This window comes from Sinorhizobium sp. BJ1 (assembly GCF_002531555.1).
Taxonomy (GTDB): Bacteria; Pseudomonadota; Alphaproteobacteria; order Rhizobiales; family Rhizobiaceae; genus Sinorhizobium; species Sinorhizobium fredii_B.
The window spans coordinates 1-18,224 of sequence record NZ_NWTH01000015.1 but is presented as its reverse complement, the minus strand read 5'-3'; the positions used below and the strand labels follow the sequence as shown (position 1 = coordinate 18,224).

At 60.3% G+C, this 18,224-nt stretch carries 16 protein-coding genes and 2 pseudogenes; 5 read left to right on the top strand and 13 right to left on the bottom strand.

The annotated features are described in order from the left end of the window. Positions 1-252: 252 nt before the first annotated feature. Positions 253-844, top strand: a pseudogene (locus CO676_RS18710) (tyrosine-type recombinase/integrase). A 558-nt stretch (positions 845-1,402) separates the two neighbouring features. Here CO676_RS18710 and CO676_RS18705 read toward each other — a convergent pair. The 6 genes from CO676_RS18705 to CO676_RS18680 form a co-directional block, all read right to left on the bottom strand. Next, positions 1,403-3,529 carry a cation-translocating P-type ATPase gene (locus CO676_RS18705; RefSeq protein WP_097522195.1) on the bottom strand — a complete coding sequence of 709 codons (2,127 nt, stop codon included), beginning with the start codon at positions 3,527-3,529 and terminating at the stop codon, positions 1,403-1,405. 56 nt (positions 3,530-3,585) lie between these two features. Next, positions 3,586-4,314, bottom strand: coding sequence for a sulfite exporter TauE/SafE family protein (locus CO676_RS18700; RefSeq protein WP_097522194.1), 729 nt, complete (start codon positions 4,312-4,314; stop codon positions 3,586-3,588). 19 nt (positions 4,315-4,333) lie between these two features. Beyond that, positions 4,334-4,456, bottom strand: a complete 123-nt coding sequence (locus CO676_RS36795) for a hypothetical protein (RefSeq protein ID WP_014766280.1) — start codon at positions 4,454-4,456, stop codon at positions 4,334-4,336. A 153-nt stretch (positions 4,457-4,609) separates the two neighbouring features. Further along, entirely contained in the window at positions 4,610-4,834 is a 225-nt protein-coding gene (locus tag CO676_RS18695; RefSeq protein ID WP_014766281.1) for a hypothetical protein, read from the bottom strand. A 151-nt stretch (positions 4,835-4,985) separates the two neighbouring features. After that, on the bottom strand, positions 4,986-6,650 hold the full coding sequence (locus tag CO676_RS18685; protein ID WP_097522193.1) for a cbb3-type cytochrome c oxidase subunit II: 1,665 nt from the start codon (positions 6,648-6,650) through the stop codon (positions 4,986-4,988). Then, positions 6,647-8,089, bottom strand: coding sequence for a cbb3-type cytochrome c oxidase subunit I (locus CO676_RS18680; RefSeq protein WP_097522192.1), 1,443 nt, complete (start codon positions 8,087-8,089; stop codon positions 6,647-6,649). Before CO676_RS18680 ends, CO676_RS18685 begins: the two co-directional genes overlap by 4 nt. A gap of 397 nt (positions 8,090-8,486) precedes the next feature. Between CO676_RS18680 and CO676_RS18675 the strand changes: the two genes are divergently transcribed. Then, positions 8,487-8,729, top strand: a complete 243-nt coding sequence (locus CO676_RS18675) for a hypothetical protein (RefSeq protein WP_017265636.1) — start codon at positions 8,487-8,489, stop codon at positions 8,727-8,729. Between the two features lie 160 nt (positions 8,730-8,889). Here the strand turns inward: CO676_RS18675 and groL are convergent, their stop codons facing one another. From groL to CO676_RS18660, 3 genes and pseudogenes are all read right to left on the bottom strand, one after another. Continuing rightward, positions 8,890-10,530, bottom strand: coding sequence for a chaperonin GroEL (groL, locus tag CO676_RS18670; RefSeq protein ID WP_097522191.1), 1,641 nt, complete (start codon positions 10,528-10,530; stop codon positions 8,890-8,892). Between the two features lie 133 nt (positions 10,531-10,663). Continuing rightward, positions 10,664-11,404 (bottom strand): annotated as a pseudogene (gene hemA / locus CO676_RS18665) (5-aminolevulinate synthase); the annotation flags it as partial. A 36-nt stretch (positions 11,405-11,440) separates the two neighbouring features. Continuing rightward, entirely contained in the window at positions 11,441-12,049 is a 609-nt protein-coding gene (locus tag CO676_RS18660; RefSeq protein WP_097522190.1) for an SCO family protein, read from the bottom strand. A gap of 261 nt (positions 12,050-12,310) precedes the next feature. Here CO676_RS18660 and CO676_RS18655 point away from each other — a divergent pair, with 261 nt between their 5' ends. The 3 genes from CO676_RS18655 to CO676_RS18645 all read left to right on the top strand — a co-directional run bounded on the left by CO676_RS18655 (position 12,311) and on the right by CO676_RS18645 (position 14,773). Further along, complete coding sequence (locus tag CO676_RS18655; RefSeq protein ID WP_097522189.1) at positions 12,311-13,030, top strand: hypothetical protein; 720 nt, start codon at positions 12,311-12,313, stop codon at positions 13,028-13,030. Positions 13,031-13,149: 119 nt separating this feature from the next. After that, entirely contained in the window at positions 13,150-14,289 is a 1,140-nt protein-coding gene (locus CO676_RS18650; protein WP_014766289.1) for a metallophosphoesterase, read from the top strand. 13 nt (positions 14,290-14,302) lie between these two features. Then, positions 14,303-14,773 (top strand): hypothetical protein, encoded by a 471-nt coding sequence (locus CO676_RS18645; RefSeq protein ID WP_014766290.1) that lies wholly within the window; start codon positions 14,303-14,305, stop codon positions 14,771-14,773. Between the two features lie 336 nt (positions 14,774-15,109). Here the strand turns inward: CO676_RS18645 and CO676_RS18640 are convergent, their stop codons facing one another. The 4 genes from CO676_RS18640 to CO676_RS18625 form a co-directional block, all read right to left on the bottom strand. Beyond that, a complete protein-coding gene (locus CO676_RS18640; RefSeq protein WP_014766292.1) occupies positions 15,110-16,384 on the bottom strand; it encodes an NAD(P)/FAD-dependent oxidoreductase in 1,275 nt (424 codons plus the stop codon). Beyond that, positions 16,381-16,686, bottom strand: coding sequence for a c-type cytochrome (locus tag CO676_RS18635; RefSeq protein WP_245424356.1), 306 nt, complete (start codon positions 16,684-16,686; stop codon positions 16,381-16,383). Before CO676_RS18635 ends, CO676_RS18640 begins: the two co-directional genes overlap by 4 nt. 67 nt (positions 16,687-16,753) lie before the next feature. Beyond that, positions 16,754-17,056 (bottom strand): thiosulfate oxidation carrier complex protein SoxZ, encoded by a 303-nt coding sequence (soxZ, locus tag CO676_RS18630; protein WP_041414738.1) that lies wholly within the window; start codon positions 17,054-17,056, stop codon positions 16,754-16,756. A 45-nt stretch (positions 17,057-17,101) separates the two neighbouring features. Beyond that, positions 17,102-17,551, bottom strand: a complete 450-nt coding sequence (locus CO676_RS18625; RefSeq protein WP_014766295.1) for a thiosulfate oxidation carrier protein SoxY — start codon at positions 17,549-17,551, stop codon at positions 17,102-17,104. Between the last annotated feature and the right edge of the window lie 673 nt (positions 17,552-18,224).

Genomic DNA, 18,224 nt, shown 5'->3' with positions numbered 1-18,224 from the left:
GCCGATCTCAGTGAAGACCGGATTTCCTCCTCGAAGTCCGGTATGGGCAGCTAAATGCAAAGCGCATGGCCTGTCAATATAATTCATCGTATGAATTATAATTCATACGCTCGCAAAGGGCGACAGCCGGGCGGTGAGGACGTGACCAATCCTCTGCTCCCCACTCCACCCGAAAAATCGCTTCTCGAAGTACGATCCATGCGCTTGAAGATTGAGTGCTAAGGTGTGGGGGTGGCTTTTGGGAGGAAAGCTATGTCTAGCTGGAACTCGGGCCGCATCATCGGTCAGAAGCCTCCATTAAAGCCGAAGGAGGTCTGGGCCATCCGCACCCGCCTCCAGATGTTGGGTGCAGTGCGCGACCTGGCGCTGTTCAACCTCGCGATCGACAGCAAATTGCGAGCTTGTGATCTCGTCGCGATCTCAGTTGGCGATGTTTCGATTTCCGGGAGGGTTCGCGAGCGGGCGATCATTATTCAACGGAAGACCGACCGACCCGTGCAATTCGAGATCACCGATCAAACGCGGGAGGCTATCGCGGCATGGATTGGAAGTCGCAGGCTCGGTGAACGGGATTACCTGTTTCCAAGCCGCGTGCACGTATTGCCGCATCTGTCGACGCGGCAATATAGCAGGGTCGTTGAACGGTGGGTGTCGAGCATCGAATCCCAAACGCTACGGCACACACTCGATGAGGCGGACGAAGGCGGCCCACATTTACAAGAAGACGGGCAATCTGCGCGCCGTCCAGCTCTTGCTCGGCCACAAGAAGCTGGAGAGCACCGTACAGTACCTCGGAATCGAGGTGGACGACGCCCTGGCCATCTCTGAGCAGGTTGAGTTGTAGTTACTCGATAGCGGCGCTTCGAACAGAGGCGCCGCTATCGCCACGCGGAAGCCAAATTCGACCCGGTCGGTGATCACCACGGGAGCAACATTCAAGGCCGCGATGGTCAATTATCATCCCGGCGCAAATGGCCGGGCTCTTGGCGCACCAGGCAGGGCTCGCCATTCAGTCGGGCTCGCGTCCGTTCGATCCGGTCGCCTTCGAATCGGCGCTGCAGCCCGGCATGCATATAGTCGGCGACGCGATCATCGGCGGGGTATGCCGAAATCCGCCTTCTGCGCTGACAGCCGGGCCAAAGCCTGCGCCTTTGCCATCGCGGCCGATCTCACCGAATCAGCGCGTTTCCCGGCGCATTTGTTCAACACCTGCCGCACCCTTCTCGGCCCGACGATGCGTTCAGCAACGCCATCAGCTTCAAGCTCGTCGACGGGAAGCTCAAGAGAGTCATCGGGTTTGTCAGCAAGGTCGAGGAAAGCTCCGAGGTCGCTGGCAGGCTGCGCTCGCGGCGGAAGCCGGAAATGACGCCTTCACGCACCATGTGTTTGGCTGAAACGAAACTCAACTCCGCTCGACGGCCGGACCGGCCATTGCGGAAATGCCGGTGCCATTGTGTATACGCTCCGCCTTGGCGCCGGATCGTTGCTCCGGGACCAGCGCTGGAACAGGATCGGGCAGCCGCTCTAGCCGCAGCGAATTCACCACCACGAGGATGCTCGAGCCGGCCATGACCGCCGCCGCAAGGATTGGCTGCAGAAGTCCGAATGTTGCGAACGTCAGCGCGACAAGGTTGTAGCCGAACGCCCACATAAGGTTGGTCAAGATGGTCCTGCGGACCGCGCGGGCCACGTCGACGATCCAGGGCAGCATCCACAATCCATCCGCAGGCAGCACGAGCGCCGCAGTCTCGCGGGCGAGATCGGTGGCGGAGCCGACGGCGATACCGACATCTGCGGCGGCCAATACCGGGCCGTCATTCAGTCCATCGCCGACCATCGCCACCGAACCGTGGTCATGGCGGAGCCGATCCAGGGCCAGCCGTTTGGCCTCCGGCGAAAGGCCCGCTTTGACGTCCTTGATCCCAACCAGGGCCGCGATCCGCTCCGCCGCTTGCGCCAAGTCGCCGGTCAACAGTGTGGCGTCGAGCCCGCGCTCACGCAGGGCCGCGATCGCGCCCTGCGCCTCTGGAAGCGGTGAGTCATCGAGCGACAGCACGGCTTGAACCCGCTCGCCCCAACCGACATAGACCACCGAATGACCGCTCGCCTCCAGCGTTCGCGCACGCTCGGTCAGGAACGGGGAAAGCGGCCAGCCCAGATCATTCATCAACCTGCCGTTCCCTACCGCCACGGGCCGGCCTTCAGCGCTGCCGCGGATGCCACGGCCGGGAATCGTCCGAACATCGCGGGTGACGAGCGGCGTGATGTCCCGCTGAGCGGCGCCTGCGGCGATAGCCCGCGCCAGACCATGCTCGGAAAGCCGCTCCAGACCGGCGGCCCGCGCCAGTACTTCGTCGATGCCGACCTCCTCGCGGTCGACGCCGACGAGACGCGCTTTGCCCGCAGTCAGAGTGCCGGTCTTGTCGAAGGCGAGTAACCGTACACGCGCGAGAGTCTCGAGCACGCCGGGGTCGCGGACGAGGCAGCCGTGCCGCGCCAGCCGGCCGATGCCGAGAGAAGTCGCCATCGGAGCAGCGAGGCCGACGGCACAAGGACAGGCAACCACCAGTACCGAGAGGCCAATCAGCAACGCCCTATCGAACGGCAATGACTGCGCCCAGTAAACGATCGTTAGACCGCCGAGGGCGAGGACCAGCGGCACGGACACGCCCACGGCGCGGTCTGCAACGCGCTGGGTTGAACTGCGACGGCCCAGCGCTTCGCGCACCGACCGGCAAATCCGCGCCCAGCGGGTTGCGGTTCCGTCACCGCTGCTTTGTATCAGGAGCGGGCCGTCGATATTGATGCTACCGGCAATCACCTTGGAGCCGGCGCCCTTTGTCACTTGCCGGCTTTCTCCGGTAATCACGGCTTCATCGGTGTTCGATTCCCCCTCGACAACCACACCGTCGACCGGAATGCGCTCGCCTGGCCGGACCCGCACCAGCATGCCGGCCGACACCTCCCGCACCGGACGGCGGATCTCTGCCGCGCCATCGACCACGGTCGCGCTCTCGCTTTCTGCGGCCAGAAGAGGTTCGAGGTCGCGCGCCGCCCTTGCGCGGCCAACAGCCTCGAGATAGCGGCCAACGGTGAATAGCATCAGCACCATCACGGCGGTGTCGAAATAGACATGCGTGCTGCCCTCGAACACGGCCAATGCCGAATAGAGGTACGCGGCAGCGACGCCAAGCACGATGAGTGCCGACGACGTCACTCGTCCCTGAATGCCATTGAGCCACATTTCGCGCAGATAAGGTCCGCCGAGAATCACGACCGCCGGCGTCGCGAAGATCCAGAGCAAAAAGTGAACCCACGGCAGCACGCCCGCATCGACCCCGGTGAACGCGTCCGAATAGAGGAGGAGGCTGAACATCATGATATTCATGGAGAGAAAGCCTCCCACGCCGAGCTGGATCAGAAGCCAGGCGGCTTCCCACTCTTCGTGTCTGCCGCTCTTCACCTGAAAGGCGATGCAGCAGCCGTAGCAGCAGAATGCGCAAGCCTCGCCGTTGAGCCTGCGCTCCATCGGGCGCAGGCCGACAGGCAGTGAACAGTGGCTACAGAGTATGTCGTCATGCGCAGTCATGCGGGATGTCCGTTCAGCCAGGCAAGGCCGATATGCGCGTGAGAGGGCAGGAGACCACGGCCGAGCGTGATGAGACCGAGCAAGAGAATAAAGCCACCGGCCAGCCGCACGCCGCGCCGCCGCGAGGCTGGCCCGAGTATCCGGCCAACGCCACCCATCATCAACATAGCGGGGAAGGTTCCCAGTCCGAACCATGCCATCACGAGGAACCCGGGAAGCGCTCCGGCGGTGCTCGCCGCCTGGGCGGCGAAGGCATAGACCAGGGGACATGGCAGGAAGCCGTTGAAAACGCCAAAGGCGAGCGGTGCGGCGCTGCTCCGGGCCGTCAACAGACCGCGCAGGGACAATGCAAATGTGCTGCCGCCAAATCCGATCGCGAGGCGATGAAAGAACTGCAACAAGCCGAAGAACTGCAACGCCATGGCAATCATGAGCAGGCCAGCGACGATCGCGAGAATTCGTTGACCGATGTCGAGGGTGCCGTTCAAGAGCGGCACCGCCGTTAGACCTTGCGTGGTGCAGATGACCTGACCGATCGCACCCGCGAGCCCGCCCAGAAAGCAATAGGTTGTCAACCGGCCGGTATTATAGAGCAGGTGGCGAAGGACGGTTGCGCCTCCGCCTCGCTGATCGCGGCCCAGCGCGCAGGCAAAGCCGCCGCACATGCCGACGCAATGAAAGCTACCTGCAAATCCAGCGGCGAAGATCATGAGGTAGTAGATCATTGGCGTTTTCGCTGCGCCGCTATAGCCGCACAAGATAGAAAAGATAGATGATAAAGCCGACGGTGCAGCCGCCATAGATGAGGAAGCCGAGCATCTGCGGCAAGCCGGCGTCAGCGAGCTTGAAGACGGTGTCCTGTAGCATCCACGCCTCCCATGTCAGCCGAAATAAAGACGAAGCACGTTTATCGCCACCTCGAAGGCCAGGAAAAGGAGGTTCAATGCGGCGATCCCAAGGAGAATTTTTGCTATCAACATCTCCATCATTCCTGCCTTATCAGCCCTTGCGACAGTCTTCTTAGAACAGACGGCCGGGGCCGAGCCCGCCCCAATAAACATACATGTAATACAGCCCCCAGGCGAACAGCAGCACGTAGACGACGAGAAGCCATAGCGGAATGAATCCCACACGAGCCTGTATCAGGCCGCCCGCATAGTCCTCCAGTTCAGGGTGCGAGCTTTGACGCACATCCAGTTCCGGATGCCTCGGGCTCTCCGGATCGCTGCTCTGCAGATCGCTCATTTTCCATTTCCCTTTCAAAAAACCCATTGGCGGCTTTGTCGGTGCCGCTCAACGCGCCGGATAGGACGCCCCAGATGAACAAGAACAGGGCCGCCAGGCTCATAAGCATGGCGCCCACATAGGGTCCGGTGACTTCAAAACCGAGCATGCGCTAACCTCCAGCGGGTGCCTGTTTCTCGCCAGGCGGAGCTGGCGGGCCGGACGCTGGCACCGACGGATCGGGCACATAGGCTCGCTCAGGCTTGTCAGCGACCAATTCCAGATTGTTCAGCGCCGCGCGGGCCTCCTTCGTGATCGAGAGCGGCTGCAGCGAGAGCGGGTCTTTATAGGCGGAAAGCGCCACCACGAAATAGGAAAGCGCCCACCGGTCCTCGTCCGGAAACGCATTCCGATAGGACGGCATCGGCGTGCCGCTGAGGCCGGTAGTTATCGTCCGGAAGATGTCCTCGACGGCCGGGCCAGACTTGAACTGGCCGCTGGTGAGGTCGGCCGGCACCATCGGGAAGCCGAGGTCATCCTTGAGGCCGGCGGCTTTCTCGCCATCGCCCTTGCCCCCTTGGCCGTGGCACTCCCAGCACTTCGCCGCCTGCCAAACCTCCTTGCCACGGTCCAGCATCGTCTGGGACGGGGTCGGCGGGCGCCCGATATATAACGGTGGGCCAGGCGGTTCCTCGACGAAGAAAGCGTAAGGAGCGGCGGGATCGGAACGGTCAACCGCGAGCTCATACTTGATGTACTGGATCACCGCCAGCCGATCGTTGAGCGGCAGTTCGTACCAAGGGGGCATTGCCGTGCCGCGGATGCCGCGAGTAATGGTGCGCAGCATGTCGCCGTCCGTGGGCAGGGGCTCCTTTGTCAACCTGAACTTGAAGACTGCGGACGTGAAGTCCCTGGGCCGCTGGTTGAACATAAAGGTGGCGGCCGGCCCGTTGCCGTCGCCTTTGACACCGTGGCAACCGATGCAGCGGCGCTCATAGACTTCCTTGCCGTAAGCAATCCATTCCTCCGAGCGCGGCATAGTCGCATCCATGACCTCCAGGCTTTGCGGCTCGAAGAGATCGCGCCATTTACCCCGGTTCGTGCCGAGCTTCTGGACGTAGGAAACGAGCGCCGCCAACGCTTCCGTTTCCGCCGCGATGCTGACGGTTTCTCCTGTGTATTCGTCGTTCGGCGTGAGGATGATCGGCCTTCTTTCGCGCGCCTCCAGCGGCACGAACAGCAACCCGTCCGCGTTCGGCGTCAACTGGATCGCTCGTTGGCTGTCGAAGTCGAACAGGCCTTCGGTGACCTCTGTCCTTTCCACGGTCCGATTGCCAGCGCCGTCGTCAACGATACGGATGGCTGCATCGGGCTCGTGGAAAAGGCCGCGATACGGCGCCATTATCGAGTCCGGCACCAGCATCCGCGGATTGTAGAAATGGGCCAAGTGCCATTCGTCGCTGTATTTCAGGCCGACGCGCGTCAGGTCCGGTCCGATCCGGCGTGTGCCGAACAGGTGGGGCACGTCATAGGCGTATTCGCCCGCCTCGCTAACCGGTCCCCAGCGGCGGATCTCGCCGGTCACTGGACGCACGAATTGCGAATGGCAGTACCAGCAGCCCTCGCGCAGGTAAATGTTGCGGCCGCGAAGCTGCTGCTCGGTGTAGTCTGTCGCCTCTGAAACCATCCATTTCAGCTGGCCGAAATCGGTGCGCACCACCGAGGTCACGCGAGTAGTTCGCGAGGATGGCTCCACGAAGGGCAGCACGCCCTGCGTGATCACCGCGAGGGTGATGCAGAAGACGCCGGCGAAAAGCGCGAAGAAGCGAACGTTCACCGCTCGAGCCCTCCCGCCGGGGACGGGATAGGGGCTCCCACCGGCCCGCGGACGCGTCGCGCCTCAGCCGCCGGGCTAGTCAGCGCGGTCAGCATCAGATTCACCACCAGCAGCGACATGCCGATATCCATGCTGATACCTGACAGGGTCCGCGCCAGCCAATAGGGTTTCACCCAGACGAGCGAGTCGAGCCATTCGACCCCATTCATCCATTGATAACCCTGCTGCAGCCCGCCCGCTGTGAGGACCAGGCCCATGGTCGCGATGCCGACGGTGATCAGCCAGAACGACCAGTTGCCAAGTTTGAAGGACCAGAGTTCGCGCCCGAACAGCCGCGGCCAAGTATAGACGAGGCCCCCCATCGCCCAGACGACGAAGGTGCCGAACACGGTGAGGTGCGAATGCGAGATGACGAAATCGGTGAAATGGGTCGGCTGCTGCAGCTGCCGCAGCGCCTCGGTCGAGCCTTGGAAGCAGCCGACGAGATACATGAGCGAGCCCATGATCAGGAACTTCGCCGGCAGGTTCCTGCCGAACTCATGCCACTTGCCCATCATCGTGCCGAAGAAGTTCACCAGCACCGTCCACACCGGAATGATCAGCAGCATCGACGTGACGACGGCCAAGGTCTCGGCCCAGTCGGCGATCGGACTGTAGAGGTAATGGTGGATGCCGACGAACGGGTAGAACAATGCCAGGGACCAGAAGCCTACCAGCGAGAGCTTGTGGGCATAGAGCGGATTTCGCGCGCTGACCGGCAGGAAATAGTAGATGATCACGTAGCCTGCGGGCGTTAGCCACAGCCCGACGATGTAGTGGAGGTAGAGGCCATGGAAGGCGGCGCTGTTGATGCCCGAGATCGTGTATGGCAGGATGAAGCTTCCAAGCACGAAGTTCATCGTCGTCCACACGAAAGTGGCGATCAGGTACCATAGCGCGACATAGATTGCCGGCTCGAGCCTTCGGCTGATCGTGATCAGGAACTGCGCGGTAGCAACAGCCACCACGATGAAGAACGCGACCTTCGCGTAGAGCGGAAGCTCTCCGGCTTCCAAACCGTCACTGTCGCCGATCAGCAAGCCGACCAAACCGGCAAGTGTTGCGATGTTCCAGACCCATGCGAGAAGAACCGACCACTCCGACCATATTACCCGCACCCCCGACAGACGCGGTACAAGATAGTAGCAAAGGCCGATGAAAAGCGTCGAGAAGGCGCCGAAGATGACTCCATTGACGTGGACCGGGCGCAGCCGGCCGAAGGTGAGCTCGAGGTTCCCAGATCCGAGATAGTCGGGATAGTTGAAGGTGCTCGAGATCAAAACGCCGACGGATGGCGTCACCATGAGCCAGAACATGCCAAAATAAAGCCAGGTCCGCACCACCCGGTTGTCGACCAGCGCATCCAGGTCCACATTCGCGAAGTTGCCGCGCAGCTCCATCCCAGTCTCTGCCAACGCATAGACCTCCCCGCGCGGTTCCTGGGCCGCACGACTGCTTCAACCCCACCGATGGCCGACTCGCGACGCGCTCCCTGCAGCCGGTGCCCGGTCTATCGACTAGACTAGTATTTACGTGGCACCAACACCAAGCCGGTGTTCGAACAGGTGATGTACGCCTCGGGCGCCATCATCGCCTCCGATTGGGGATCGATCTTCTCGCCCTGGTTCGGCTTCTCGATGCACCAATAACCCGCTCATCGTCATAGAAGCCACCTCATGAGGACGGGGGGCAACTTTTAAAAATAGAGCTAAAACAGTACCATGTCTAGCCACGGCGGAGATCGCGATTATGCAGTTGAGCGATGCGCCGAAAGTTGTCATCCGGAAGGAGGCGGCCATGCAAAGACATACAAAGGAAGCTTCGGAGCTTAAGGAATTGATCCTCGCGGATCTTCATAAGGAACCGGGATGCGAGCACGTCACCGATTTTGTGATTCAGCGGCTCGAAACCAAGGAGAATGGGGCAAACTGGACTGTCAAATATCTCGATCCTAATCAAGAGAAAGTCTGTGAGACGATTCTGATAAACATCGCGCGAATGTTGCAGCTCAACTTCGACCTTCCTGAACGCGAGCCGTGAGAACGGTACGAGTGGGATCGGCGCGCATCGCGCTTCGACAAAATTGACTCACGCGGGTGCCCGGAGACCTTCGAGGCGTGGCTCGTAGGCAAGGGCGTCATCTCGGTAGTGGCCCACGGGTGACAGAGGAGCTCTACCGCTCTAAACCGGCAGGATTGAGCTAGAATTCAATGTCGAGATTGTCTTCGTGATCGTGGTGTCCGGGAAGCTCGGGCGGCGGCGGACCTGGCACCTCGGCAACCATCGCCTCAGTCATGATCATTAGACCGGCCATTGAGGCGGCACCCTGAAGTGCTGTGCGCACGACCTTGGTGGGATCGACAATGCCGGCCACCCACAGATCTCGAAACGTTTCGGCTTGCGCATCGTAGCCCCATCCGTAGTCATCGTTTTGGAGAATTCTAGCTGCGATGACCGAGCCGTCCTCGCCCGCATTGGACGCAATCTGCTTCGCCGGCCACGTTACGGCTCCCTTGACGATGTCGATGCCGGCCTGCTGGTCGGGATTCGCGACCTTCAACGTCCGGATCGCCTTGCTTGCGCGCAGCAGTGCGACGCCGCCGCCCGGCAGGATGCCCTCCTCTACGGCGGCACGGGTGGCATGCATGGCGTTGCGGATACGGTCCTTCTTCTCCCTGACCGCCGACTCGGTCGCGCCGCCGACGCGGATCACCGCAATCCCAGCGGACAGCCGTGCCAGCCGCTCCTGGAGTTTTTCCCGATCAAAGTCGGACGTAGCTAGTTCAAGCTGCGCCTTGATCGCAGCGATCCGCCCAGCGATGTCCGCGCTTGACCCGCCTCCTTCCGCGATTGTGGTATTCTGTTTGTCGACTCTAATCTTCCGGGCACGTCCGAGACGGTCGAGCGATATGCTCTCGAGCTTAAGACCTAGATCCTCCGAGATAACCGTTCCGCCGGTGAGCAGTGCAATGTCTTGCATGATCGCCTCGCGGAGCTCGCCGTAGGCCGGCGCCTTGACAGCAGCCACTTTGAGGCCGCCACGCAGCCTGTTGATAACAAGCGCCGCCCTGACTTCAGCCTCGATGTCTTCGGCGATGATGAGAAGTGGCTTGTCAGCCTGTACGACCTTTTCCAAAAGCGGCAAAATTTCGCTAAGGCTAGACAGCTTCTTCTCGCAAACGAGGATAAGTGCCTCTTCCATTTCCACCCGCATTTTGTCTCGATTGGTGACGAAATAGGGAGAGATATAGCTGCGGTCGAACTGAATGCCGGTGATGACTTCGCTTTCGGTTTCGAGCGATCTCCCTTCCTCGATCATGATCACGCCGGCGTTGCCGACCTCCGCCATAGCCTCGGCGATGATGTGGCCGATCTCTCGATCTCCATTGGCCGAAATCGTAGCGACCTGCGTGATCTCGACATTTGAAGCGACAGCTCTTGCATTCTGTTTCAACTCCGCGACGACCGCCTCGACCGCACGATCGATCCCGCGCTTCAGGTCCATCGGGTTCATGCCGGCAGTGACCGCCCGGACACCGCCCCTGAGGATTGCGTCGGCGAGGACCACCGCTGTCGTCGTTCCGTCGCCCGCCTGATACGAGGTTTTGATGGCGACCTGCCTGAGCAACTGAACGCCCATGTCCTCGAATCGGTCCTCGAGTTCGATTTCCCTCGCGACCGTCACACCGTCCTTGGTGATTTTCGTGCCAAAGGATCGGTTGATGGCTACGTTTCGCCCGCGCGGCCCAAGCGTGACAGCGACAGCACGCGCGAGCGTGTCGATGCCATGCAGCATGCTGTCGCGCGCCCGGAAAGCGAGCCTGATCTCCTTGGCCGTCATGTCTCCCTCCCTTTCTTGCGTCGCGCATCTGAGCGGATGACCAAAGGACGCAACGATGCTTTTTGATTGGCGCGGTCTTTTTAGGGCAATGCGGTGCCTCTTCTTTCCGCCGCAGAGGCGGTACTTTCGCGTGGCAGCCCGAGTTCATCCCAAACCTTGCACCGCGCGGGCCGTACATGCCGACGGCATGGACCTCATCGAGGTAAGTCATGGCCCCGTAACGTTCGGCAAGATCGCAGATGTGGCGGATCGGGGCGATATCGCCATCCATCGAATAGAGGCTTTCGCACGCGATTAATTTCGCCCGCCCCTGCCCGGCCGTCCTCAGCAATTCCTCGAGATGGCCGAGATCATTATGACGGAAGGTCCGCTGTTCGCAGCCCGACTGCCGTATACCCTCGATCATCGAATTATGGTTGAGTGCATCCGAGAGAATGACACAATCGGGGACCAGTTTCGCAATCGTCGAGATAGCTGTCTGGTTTGAGACATATCCTGAGGTGAAGACCAGCGCTGTTTCCTTGAGATGAAGATCCGCGATCTCAATTTCCAGCTCGACCAGCGGATGACTTGTTCCGGATATATTACGCGTGCCCCCCGCGCCTGTTCCCAGACGCTTCGCGGCTTCAGTCATGGCGCCGATCACACTCGGGTGTTGCCCCATGCCCAGATAGTCGTTCGAACACCAGATAACGACTTCTTTCGATCCGCTCGGTCCGTGCCAGATTGCGCGCGGAACATTCCCGGCGATCCGTTCGAGGTCTGCGAATACGCGATACCGATGCTCGGCATGGAGCTGGGCCGTCGCCTTGGCGAAGAAGCGATCGTATCGAGCTGTCACGAACCTTTGAGCGCGAGACAAGCTTTCAGACATGGCCTCCTTGTCTCCGAGTCGCAACCGTTCGACGATTCACTCGCGATGCTTCGTCATCACTTGCCGCAGCATATCGGCCATGGAATCACCGGACATACCGGCCCGCAAGCCGCGAACGAACTTGCCCTGAGGGTCCATGAAATAGATGTATGTGCTGTGGTCAACGATATAATCGGCGCCTGTTTCCAGCAGATGGTGGTCGCTGTAAGCGCCATATTTCTGCGCCACCGCGGCGATCTGCTCCCCGCTTCCGCTCAATCCCAGGATCCGCCGGTCGATCGCGCCGGTATATTGCCCCATGACAGCGGGCGTATCGCGTTCGGGATCGACTGTGATGAAGATTGGCTGCACCTTCGCTGCCTCGGGGCCAAGTCTGTCGAGAGCGATGGCAATCTCGCTCAGCGTCGTTGGACAAAGACTCGGACACGAGGTGTAACCGAAGAAGACCAGCATCCATCTGCCGCGGAACTTCGCGTCGGTCACCACGGCGCCACCCGGTTCGATGAGGCTGAACGGTCCGCCCACGGTCACCGGCGACGCTGCGAATCCAGGCACGGTGCTTACGAATACCGCAGCCGAAAACAATCCATGGAAGACCGCGCGTCGGCAAGTCGAACCCCAAAGCAGGCCGTTCCGCCTCTCCATGTCGTGCCTCCTCATCGCAGGCCAACATCCTTTGCTGCACGCGTTCAGCGGCGATGCCAACCGGATGCCTGGCGAGGCCGAAGGACTGCTCCGATAGCTCAGCCTTGCAATGGATACGAAGAGATATGACGCGGCCGGGAGCTTCCCGCTGGCGTCTATCTACATTCGTCGCCAGCCCTGCCAAAATCGCGATTTCGCCTTGATATTAGAATCATTCTGAAGGAAAATACAATGTTTCCTTCAAGGCGAGGGAGGCTTGCTGTGACAAAGCACCGCTTCTTGTCTAAGTTTCTTGGAACCGCTGCGGTTATGATGATCGCACCGCCGGCTCTATCCTATGAGGTAAGCGCCGTGACCGGAGGCGGGTCGATTGAAGGCGTCATCGTCTATCGCGGCGACGTTCCGACGACCAAAATCATACCGACGAAAGATGTTGAGGTTTGCGGGCAACCGCGGGACGAACCGCTAATCCGCGTTGGCGCCGATCAGGCGGTCGAAAGCGCGGTTGTATATCTGGTCGACGTCGCATCGGGAAAGGAATGGCCGGCACCCGGCAAGACGCCCGAGCTAAACAACCTGAAATGCCGGTTTGAACCCCAGGTGCAGGTGATCGCGGCAGGCCCGCTCGATGTGATCAACTCGGACCCGGTGCTTCACAACACGCACGGCTTTTACGGCAAGCGCACCGCCTTTAACCTGGCCCTGCCGAACAAAGGCCAGCGCATACCGGTAGAATTGCCGCGGCCGGGCACCGTCCGTATCGACTGCGACGCACATGGTTGGATGGAAGGCTGGATTTACGTGGTGGACAATCCCTACTACGCGGTCACCGGCGCTGACGGCAAGTTTTCCATCACTGACATCCCGCCGGGCGACTACAAGCTCGTGGCAGTGCAGCCCTTTATCGGACCCATAGAAATGCCCGTTAAAGTCGAGGGCGGGAAAGCCACCAAGTTCGACATCGAGCTCAAGAAGAAGTAGCATAGTAACGTGTCGGCGTGAGAGACGTAAAATAAAGAACAAGAAAAGCACTGACTGGCTTACATGCCATGTCTGCCTCTGAGCCGAGTTCTTCTTTCGGCCTAAGAGGAGGATTCGTCATGTCTGACGAGCTTGATCGCATTCGCCGCGAAATGCATTCGGTACTGCAACCCGAAGGGGTTCGGCCCGATGACTCGCTGAAAATTACCCGCCGCACCTTTATCCACGGATCCCTGATCTTCGGCGCGGCAACTGTCGGTCAGGCCTTCGCCTGGTGGCCGCTGCTCAACACGCTCGATATTGCTCACGCGGCCGAGACGCCCTTCAAGTTTGCCTGGATCTCCGACACCCATCTCTATCCAAGATCCCTGAACACACGCTTCGTAGACAAGGTGGTGCGTGCGGCCCAAGAAGTCCAGGCGATGGATCCGCCGGCCGATTTCCTGATTTTCGGTGGTGACCTGGCCCAACTTGGAAAGATAGAAGAGCTGGAACTCGGCGTCGACCTGCTGAAGGAGATCAAGATCCCGAAACATTACATCCCCGGCGAGCACGACTGGTACCTCGACATGGGCAAGAAATGGGGCGAGCTGTTTGGCCAGCCCAACTGGACCTTCGACCATAAGGGTGTGCGCTTCATTGGCCTCGACACCGTCAGCCGCGGACCGGACTATTGGACGGCCAAGAACATGACGCCCGAAGAGCGGATGGGGCATATGGCCACACTCGACGGCACCGTCGCCGGACCATGGGCGGGCGTCGGCCGGGATCAGCTCGACTGGATGGAAAAGACCCTCGCCGACTGGGACAAGCAGCGCCCCGTCGTGATCTTCAGCCACAACCCCCTTTACGAGTACTATCCGCCGTGGAATTTCTGGGTGCGTGACTGGCGCGAAGTCCATGAGGTGCTGAAACCGTATGCCAAGGTCACGAACATTCACGGTCACGTGCACCAGGTCCTCTACAACGAGATCGGGACGTTGCGTTCGATTGGGATGTTGGCAACGTCCTGGCCGTGGCCCTATGCCCCGGAAGGTTTGCCGAAGCTAACCAAGCCGATGATCCGTGTCGACCCCGGCGATCCCTATGATGGAGTCGGCTGGAGCAAGATCGATGTGGCGGCCAACGACCAGTTGGAAACGGAATATATCATGTGGGGGCGCAAGGAAGTCTTCGTGCAATCCCCGGAAGACCATGACAAGCATGTTTCTGAGGTTATTCGCCCAAGGATCGCCGACAACATGTGGCCATATCGTTAGCGGAGGAAGGGTCATGACAACCCATTCGAAAATCCGCTGTTCACTGCGGCGCTTCCCCTTGATTGGGGGAATTGCCATTGCCGCCGTTTTCGCGGGACCGACCAGCGCCCATAAAGATCCGGTAAAGCAGGAGCAGTTGAAGCTCTACCAGGAAGTGTTCATGGAAGAGGTCAGGAAGGGTGACCTTCTCTTCCATGGTGACCAGAAGATGGCCGAGCAGCTAGGTGTTGCCGACGACCTCTCGAAAACTGGCATGGCCTGCGCGATGTGTCATCCCATGGCGTCCGACACACACCCCCAATCCTTCCCGAAGTTCCAAGCGCAGATCGCTAAGTTCGCTACCCTCCGCGACATGATCAACTGGTGCATCGAGAAGCCGAACCAGGGTGTGAAGATCGATCCGGAATCGGAGGCAATGAAGGCGCTCGAAGCCTACATCACGTGGTCCAACACCGGTTCGGTGCTGCAGCCGGGCAAGTTTTAAGGCGGCCGCTGTCCGCATGAGCGCAACGGCCATCCTTGCGTGAACCCGAACTGGCGCGGGCAAGGGAGGCATGTTTTGGCAAAGACTGCACTCGTCTTCCCGAAGGGGGATGATGCCTTGGATCTAAGTCGACCGTTCTCACCAATCTCCTCTGGGCCTGGCTACAATCTCATCGCATTGACGCCGCGCATGACGCCGCGTCCCTCCGATTTCTGAAGCCGATTCTCGCGGCGGCCGTCATGGCGGATCGAGCGTTCTCGTCGTTATGAATTCGATGGGCTCCAGCGCCTGCCGGACCCGGATCCATCACGCTGGTCGGCAGACCCAGTTATTCCTTCAGGAACCTCCGCCGAACACGTCCGCAGTGAAGGCGGAATACCAGCCCACGGCGTGATGGGCGGTGCGGCGGCGGACCTCAGCGCTCTCGCCCACCTTGCTGATGAACATTCTTACGGTTTTTATTCTTCCGCCCTCGGGTACGAAGGTGAGGGCATTGGTGAAAGCGTCGTGGGGCGCTAGAAACGTGTAGCACGAGTTGAACAGGTGCGGCGGAAACTGACGCGAGCCCGTGAGGGAAGCCGCAATGGCAAAAGCGCATGCTTTGGCCTGGCTGTTGGCAGAGAAGGCAGACTTCGGCATGTCGCCGCCGATAATCGAGTCGCCGACGACGTGGATGCCGGGCTGCAACGTCGACTCGAACGTCACAGGATCGACTGGGCACCAGCCGGATGCGTCAGTGAGACCTGCCTTCTCGCCGATGAGCCCCGCCTTTTGGGCTGGAATAATATTGGCGACCGCCGCCCTGAACGTCTCGCCTTCTGTCACCACCGATCGCGCCGCAACATCTACGGCTTTGATTGCCCCGATGAACTGAGACGGTAGCCATTCAATCATGCCCGGATAGTGGCGCGACCACGCATCCTGAAACAGTTCCTGACCTGAAAACTTATCCTTCGCGTCGAGAATGAGTATCTTCGATTTGGGTTTGAACTGCTTGAAATAGTAAGCGACCAGCGAGGCCCGCTCATATGGGGCCGGCGGGCAGCGGAACGGGTTTGGAGGCGCAGCGATAACGAACACACCGCCGTCGTCCATGCTTTTGAGTTGTCGGCGCAGCAGTTCACTCTGGGGTCCGGCAATCCACGCATGCGGCATGATCTTTGCCGCTGCCTCATCATAGCCCTCGATCTCGCCGAACTTGAAGGCGATCCCCGGTGCGACGACGAGGCGGTCATAGGAGAGCTTTGTGCCGCCGCGAAGTTCGACAGCCCTTCCTGCAGGATCGATAGCCACCGCGCTGTCGCGGATGATCGTTATGCCGTGGCCTTCGGCCAGCATCTCCAGGCCGAAAGTCAGGGAGGCGAGCGAGCGAAGACCGGCAAGATAGAGGTTGCTGGAGAAGCAAGTGACGTGGGTGGAGTTCGGTTCGACCAGTGTGACGTCAATTGACTTCATGTCGCCGAGGTATCGGGCAACCGTTGCGCCGCCGATGCCGCCGCCAATTACTACAACCTTAGCCCGCCCCTGACCGCGAACAATGTGTGGCGCGGCCAGCGCCAGCAGCGCTCCTCCGATCAGGCCGCCGATCTGGCGACGCGTCCAATCCGTCACGGCTGCCTCCCGGCGTTGGCTCTGTCAGCGAGATAGCGCGCTGTTGCGGCCAGCTCGTCGTCACTGAGCGACAATGCGACCGCATGCATTACAAGACTGGGGCTTTCACTTGCACGAAACGCGAGCATGGCTTTCACGATAGCCTGTTCGTCCAGTGCCGCAATCGGCGGGATGGCCTGCCCGCCGCCAGTTGGGTCGTGACAGGACGCGCAGGTCGCGGCAATCTGCGCGCCTTGACTGACGTCCGCAGGAGCGGAACTTTCGGGAAAAAGCAGGATTGCGGAAAGCAAAAGACCAAGCAACCATCGGATTTCGGATGCGAGACCCTTCGCACGCGAGACAAGCGCGGCCGCCCGTTCCCGCTTCATGTCAGGTGACCACTATGTCATGATACAGCGAATAGGTCGCGCCGCCGTCCTCCCGCCAGGAGAACTCAAGGCGACCGTTTTCCGTCGCGAGCAACTGGAACTCAAGGAACGGATTGGCCGAGACGGCTTCGTGCAGATCGGTACGGAAGACCTCGAGGCCGCCGTAGCGGCAGACGAACTGATTGATGATCTTCCGCGGGATCGTCTTGCCCGCGGAATCGGTGCGCAGCCCCGTCTCCATCTGGTGCTGGATGATGGCCTTGACCGTGAACACCTCGTTTTTTGGTACCGAGCCTGGAACCATCACGCGGGGTACGGGAGTGGTCACGCCTACCTCCTTGCGCCACTTTCAGAGACAGCCATTGGTGGCGACAGCCACCCAGGCCTGTGCCATCAGCAGGTTACCGTTGCTCATCTCAGCAAGTGCCACCACATGTTGCGGGGCGGCCAGCCGGACGCGCGTCGAGACGCGGGGAAGGCTGCGACCCGGAACGAAATGAAATTGTGCCACTTCGACGAGCGGGTTCTTCGGAGCGAATACACGGACGGATTTGACGTGATCGGCCTCGGTCATCGGACTGTCGACCGAGATGCTCATAGGCACCGTATAGCCGGTCGAGAATTCCGCCGGCATCACGAGGCGAAGCCGATTCGAGGGCGTTGCCTTTCGCCCAGTCACACGGAAGAGAAAGTCCTCTACCTCATCCGCTCCCCGGGAATGCTTCGGCGCCAGCAAGGCAACCGCACATGCCACTGTTCCCATTGTGCTGGTCAGCATATGACGTCGCGTCAGGCTCATCGCTGTGTCTCCGGGACGGCTTGCACGCAGTCAAAAAGGAATTTCGTGCCTTCAAACGTCGCCACCGCGGTTCTGGGAAGAGTACACCCTGTCCCTTGCCCCGTAAATTGCGCACGATCCAGAGTTCATCGGCATTACATTGAGGCATCCCCCCTATGCTGGCTGCGGCGATTATCGAACTTGACCAAATTGCTTCGTTGGGGTGGCAGGCACTGGTCGACCACAACGGTTCGAGGAGAGGCCGTAGATTTGTGCAAACGTCGTTTGAGGAAGGAAGAAATTTGAGCGCGAGGAGACAACCTGAAACACCGAATCTTTGGGACACGAGCTCGCTGCTGAATCAAGCCCCGGTCACGAGGACAGCGGCGAGTATCAGCCCCTATCAGCCAAGAGCAAAAATCCCCGCGGGGTAGACGGGGATGATGATTGAGTTATGCCTTAATTGGTTGCAGGCGGTGCGCATAAGATGGTCTCAGCTTGGATCATTTCATAGCATCTCAGCAGATCTCTCGTGCCGCAGCGACAGCGTGAACGCCCCAAATTCGCGGGCGTCTGAACGGCGCCTTCGTCCCGTCCTAGCGGACGCCCAGGGATCTTCTTCTGGACGTCTGTTCACCACCGAGGCTGTGTGAAAACTCCCGCTCATGATAGACTACCTCGAGTTGAGCGGGGG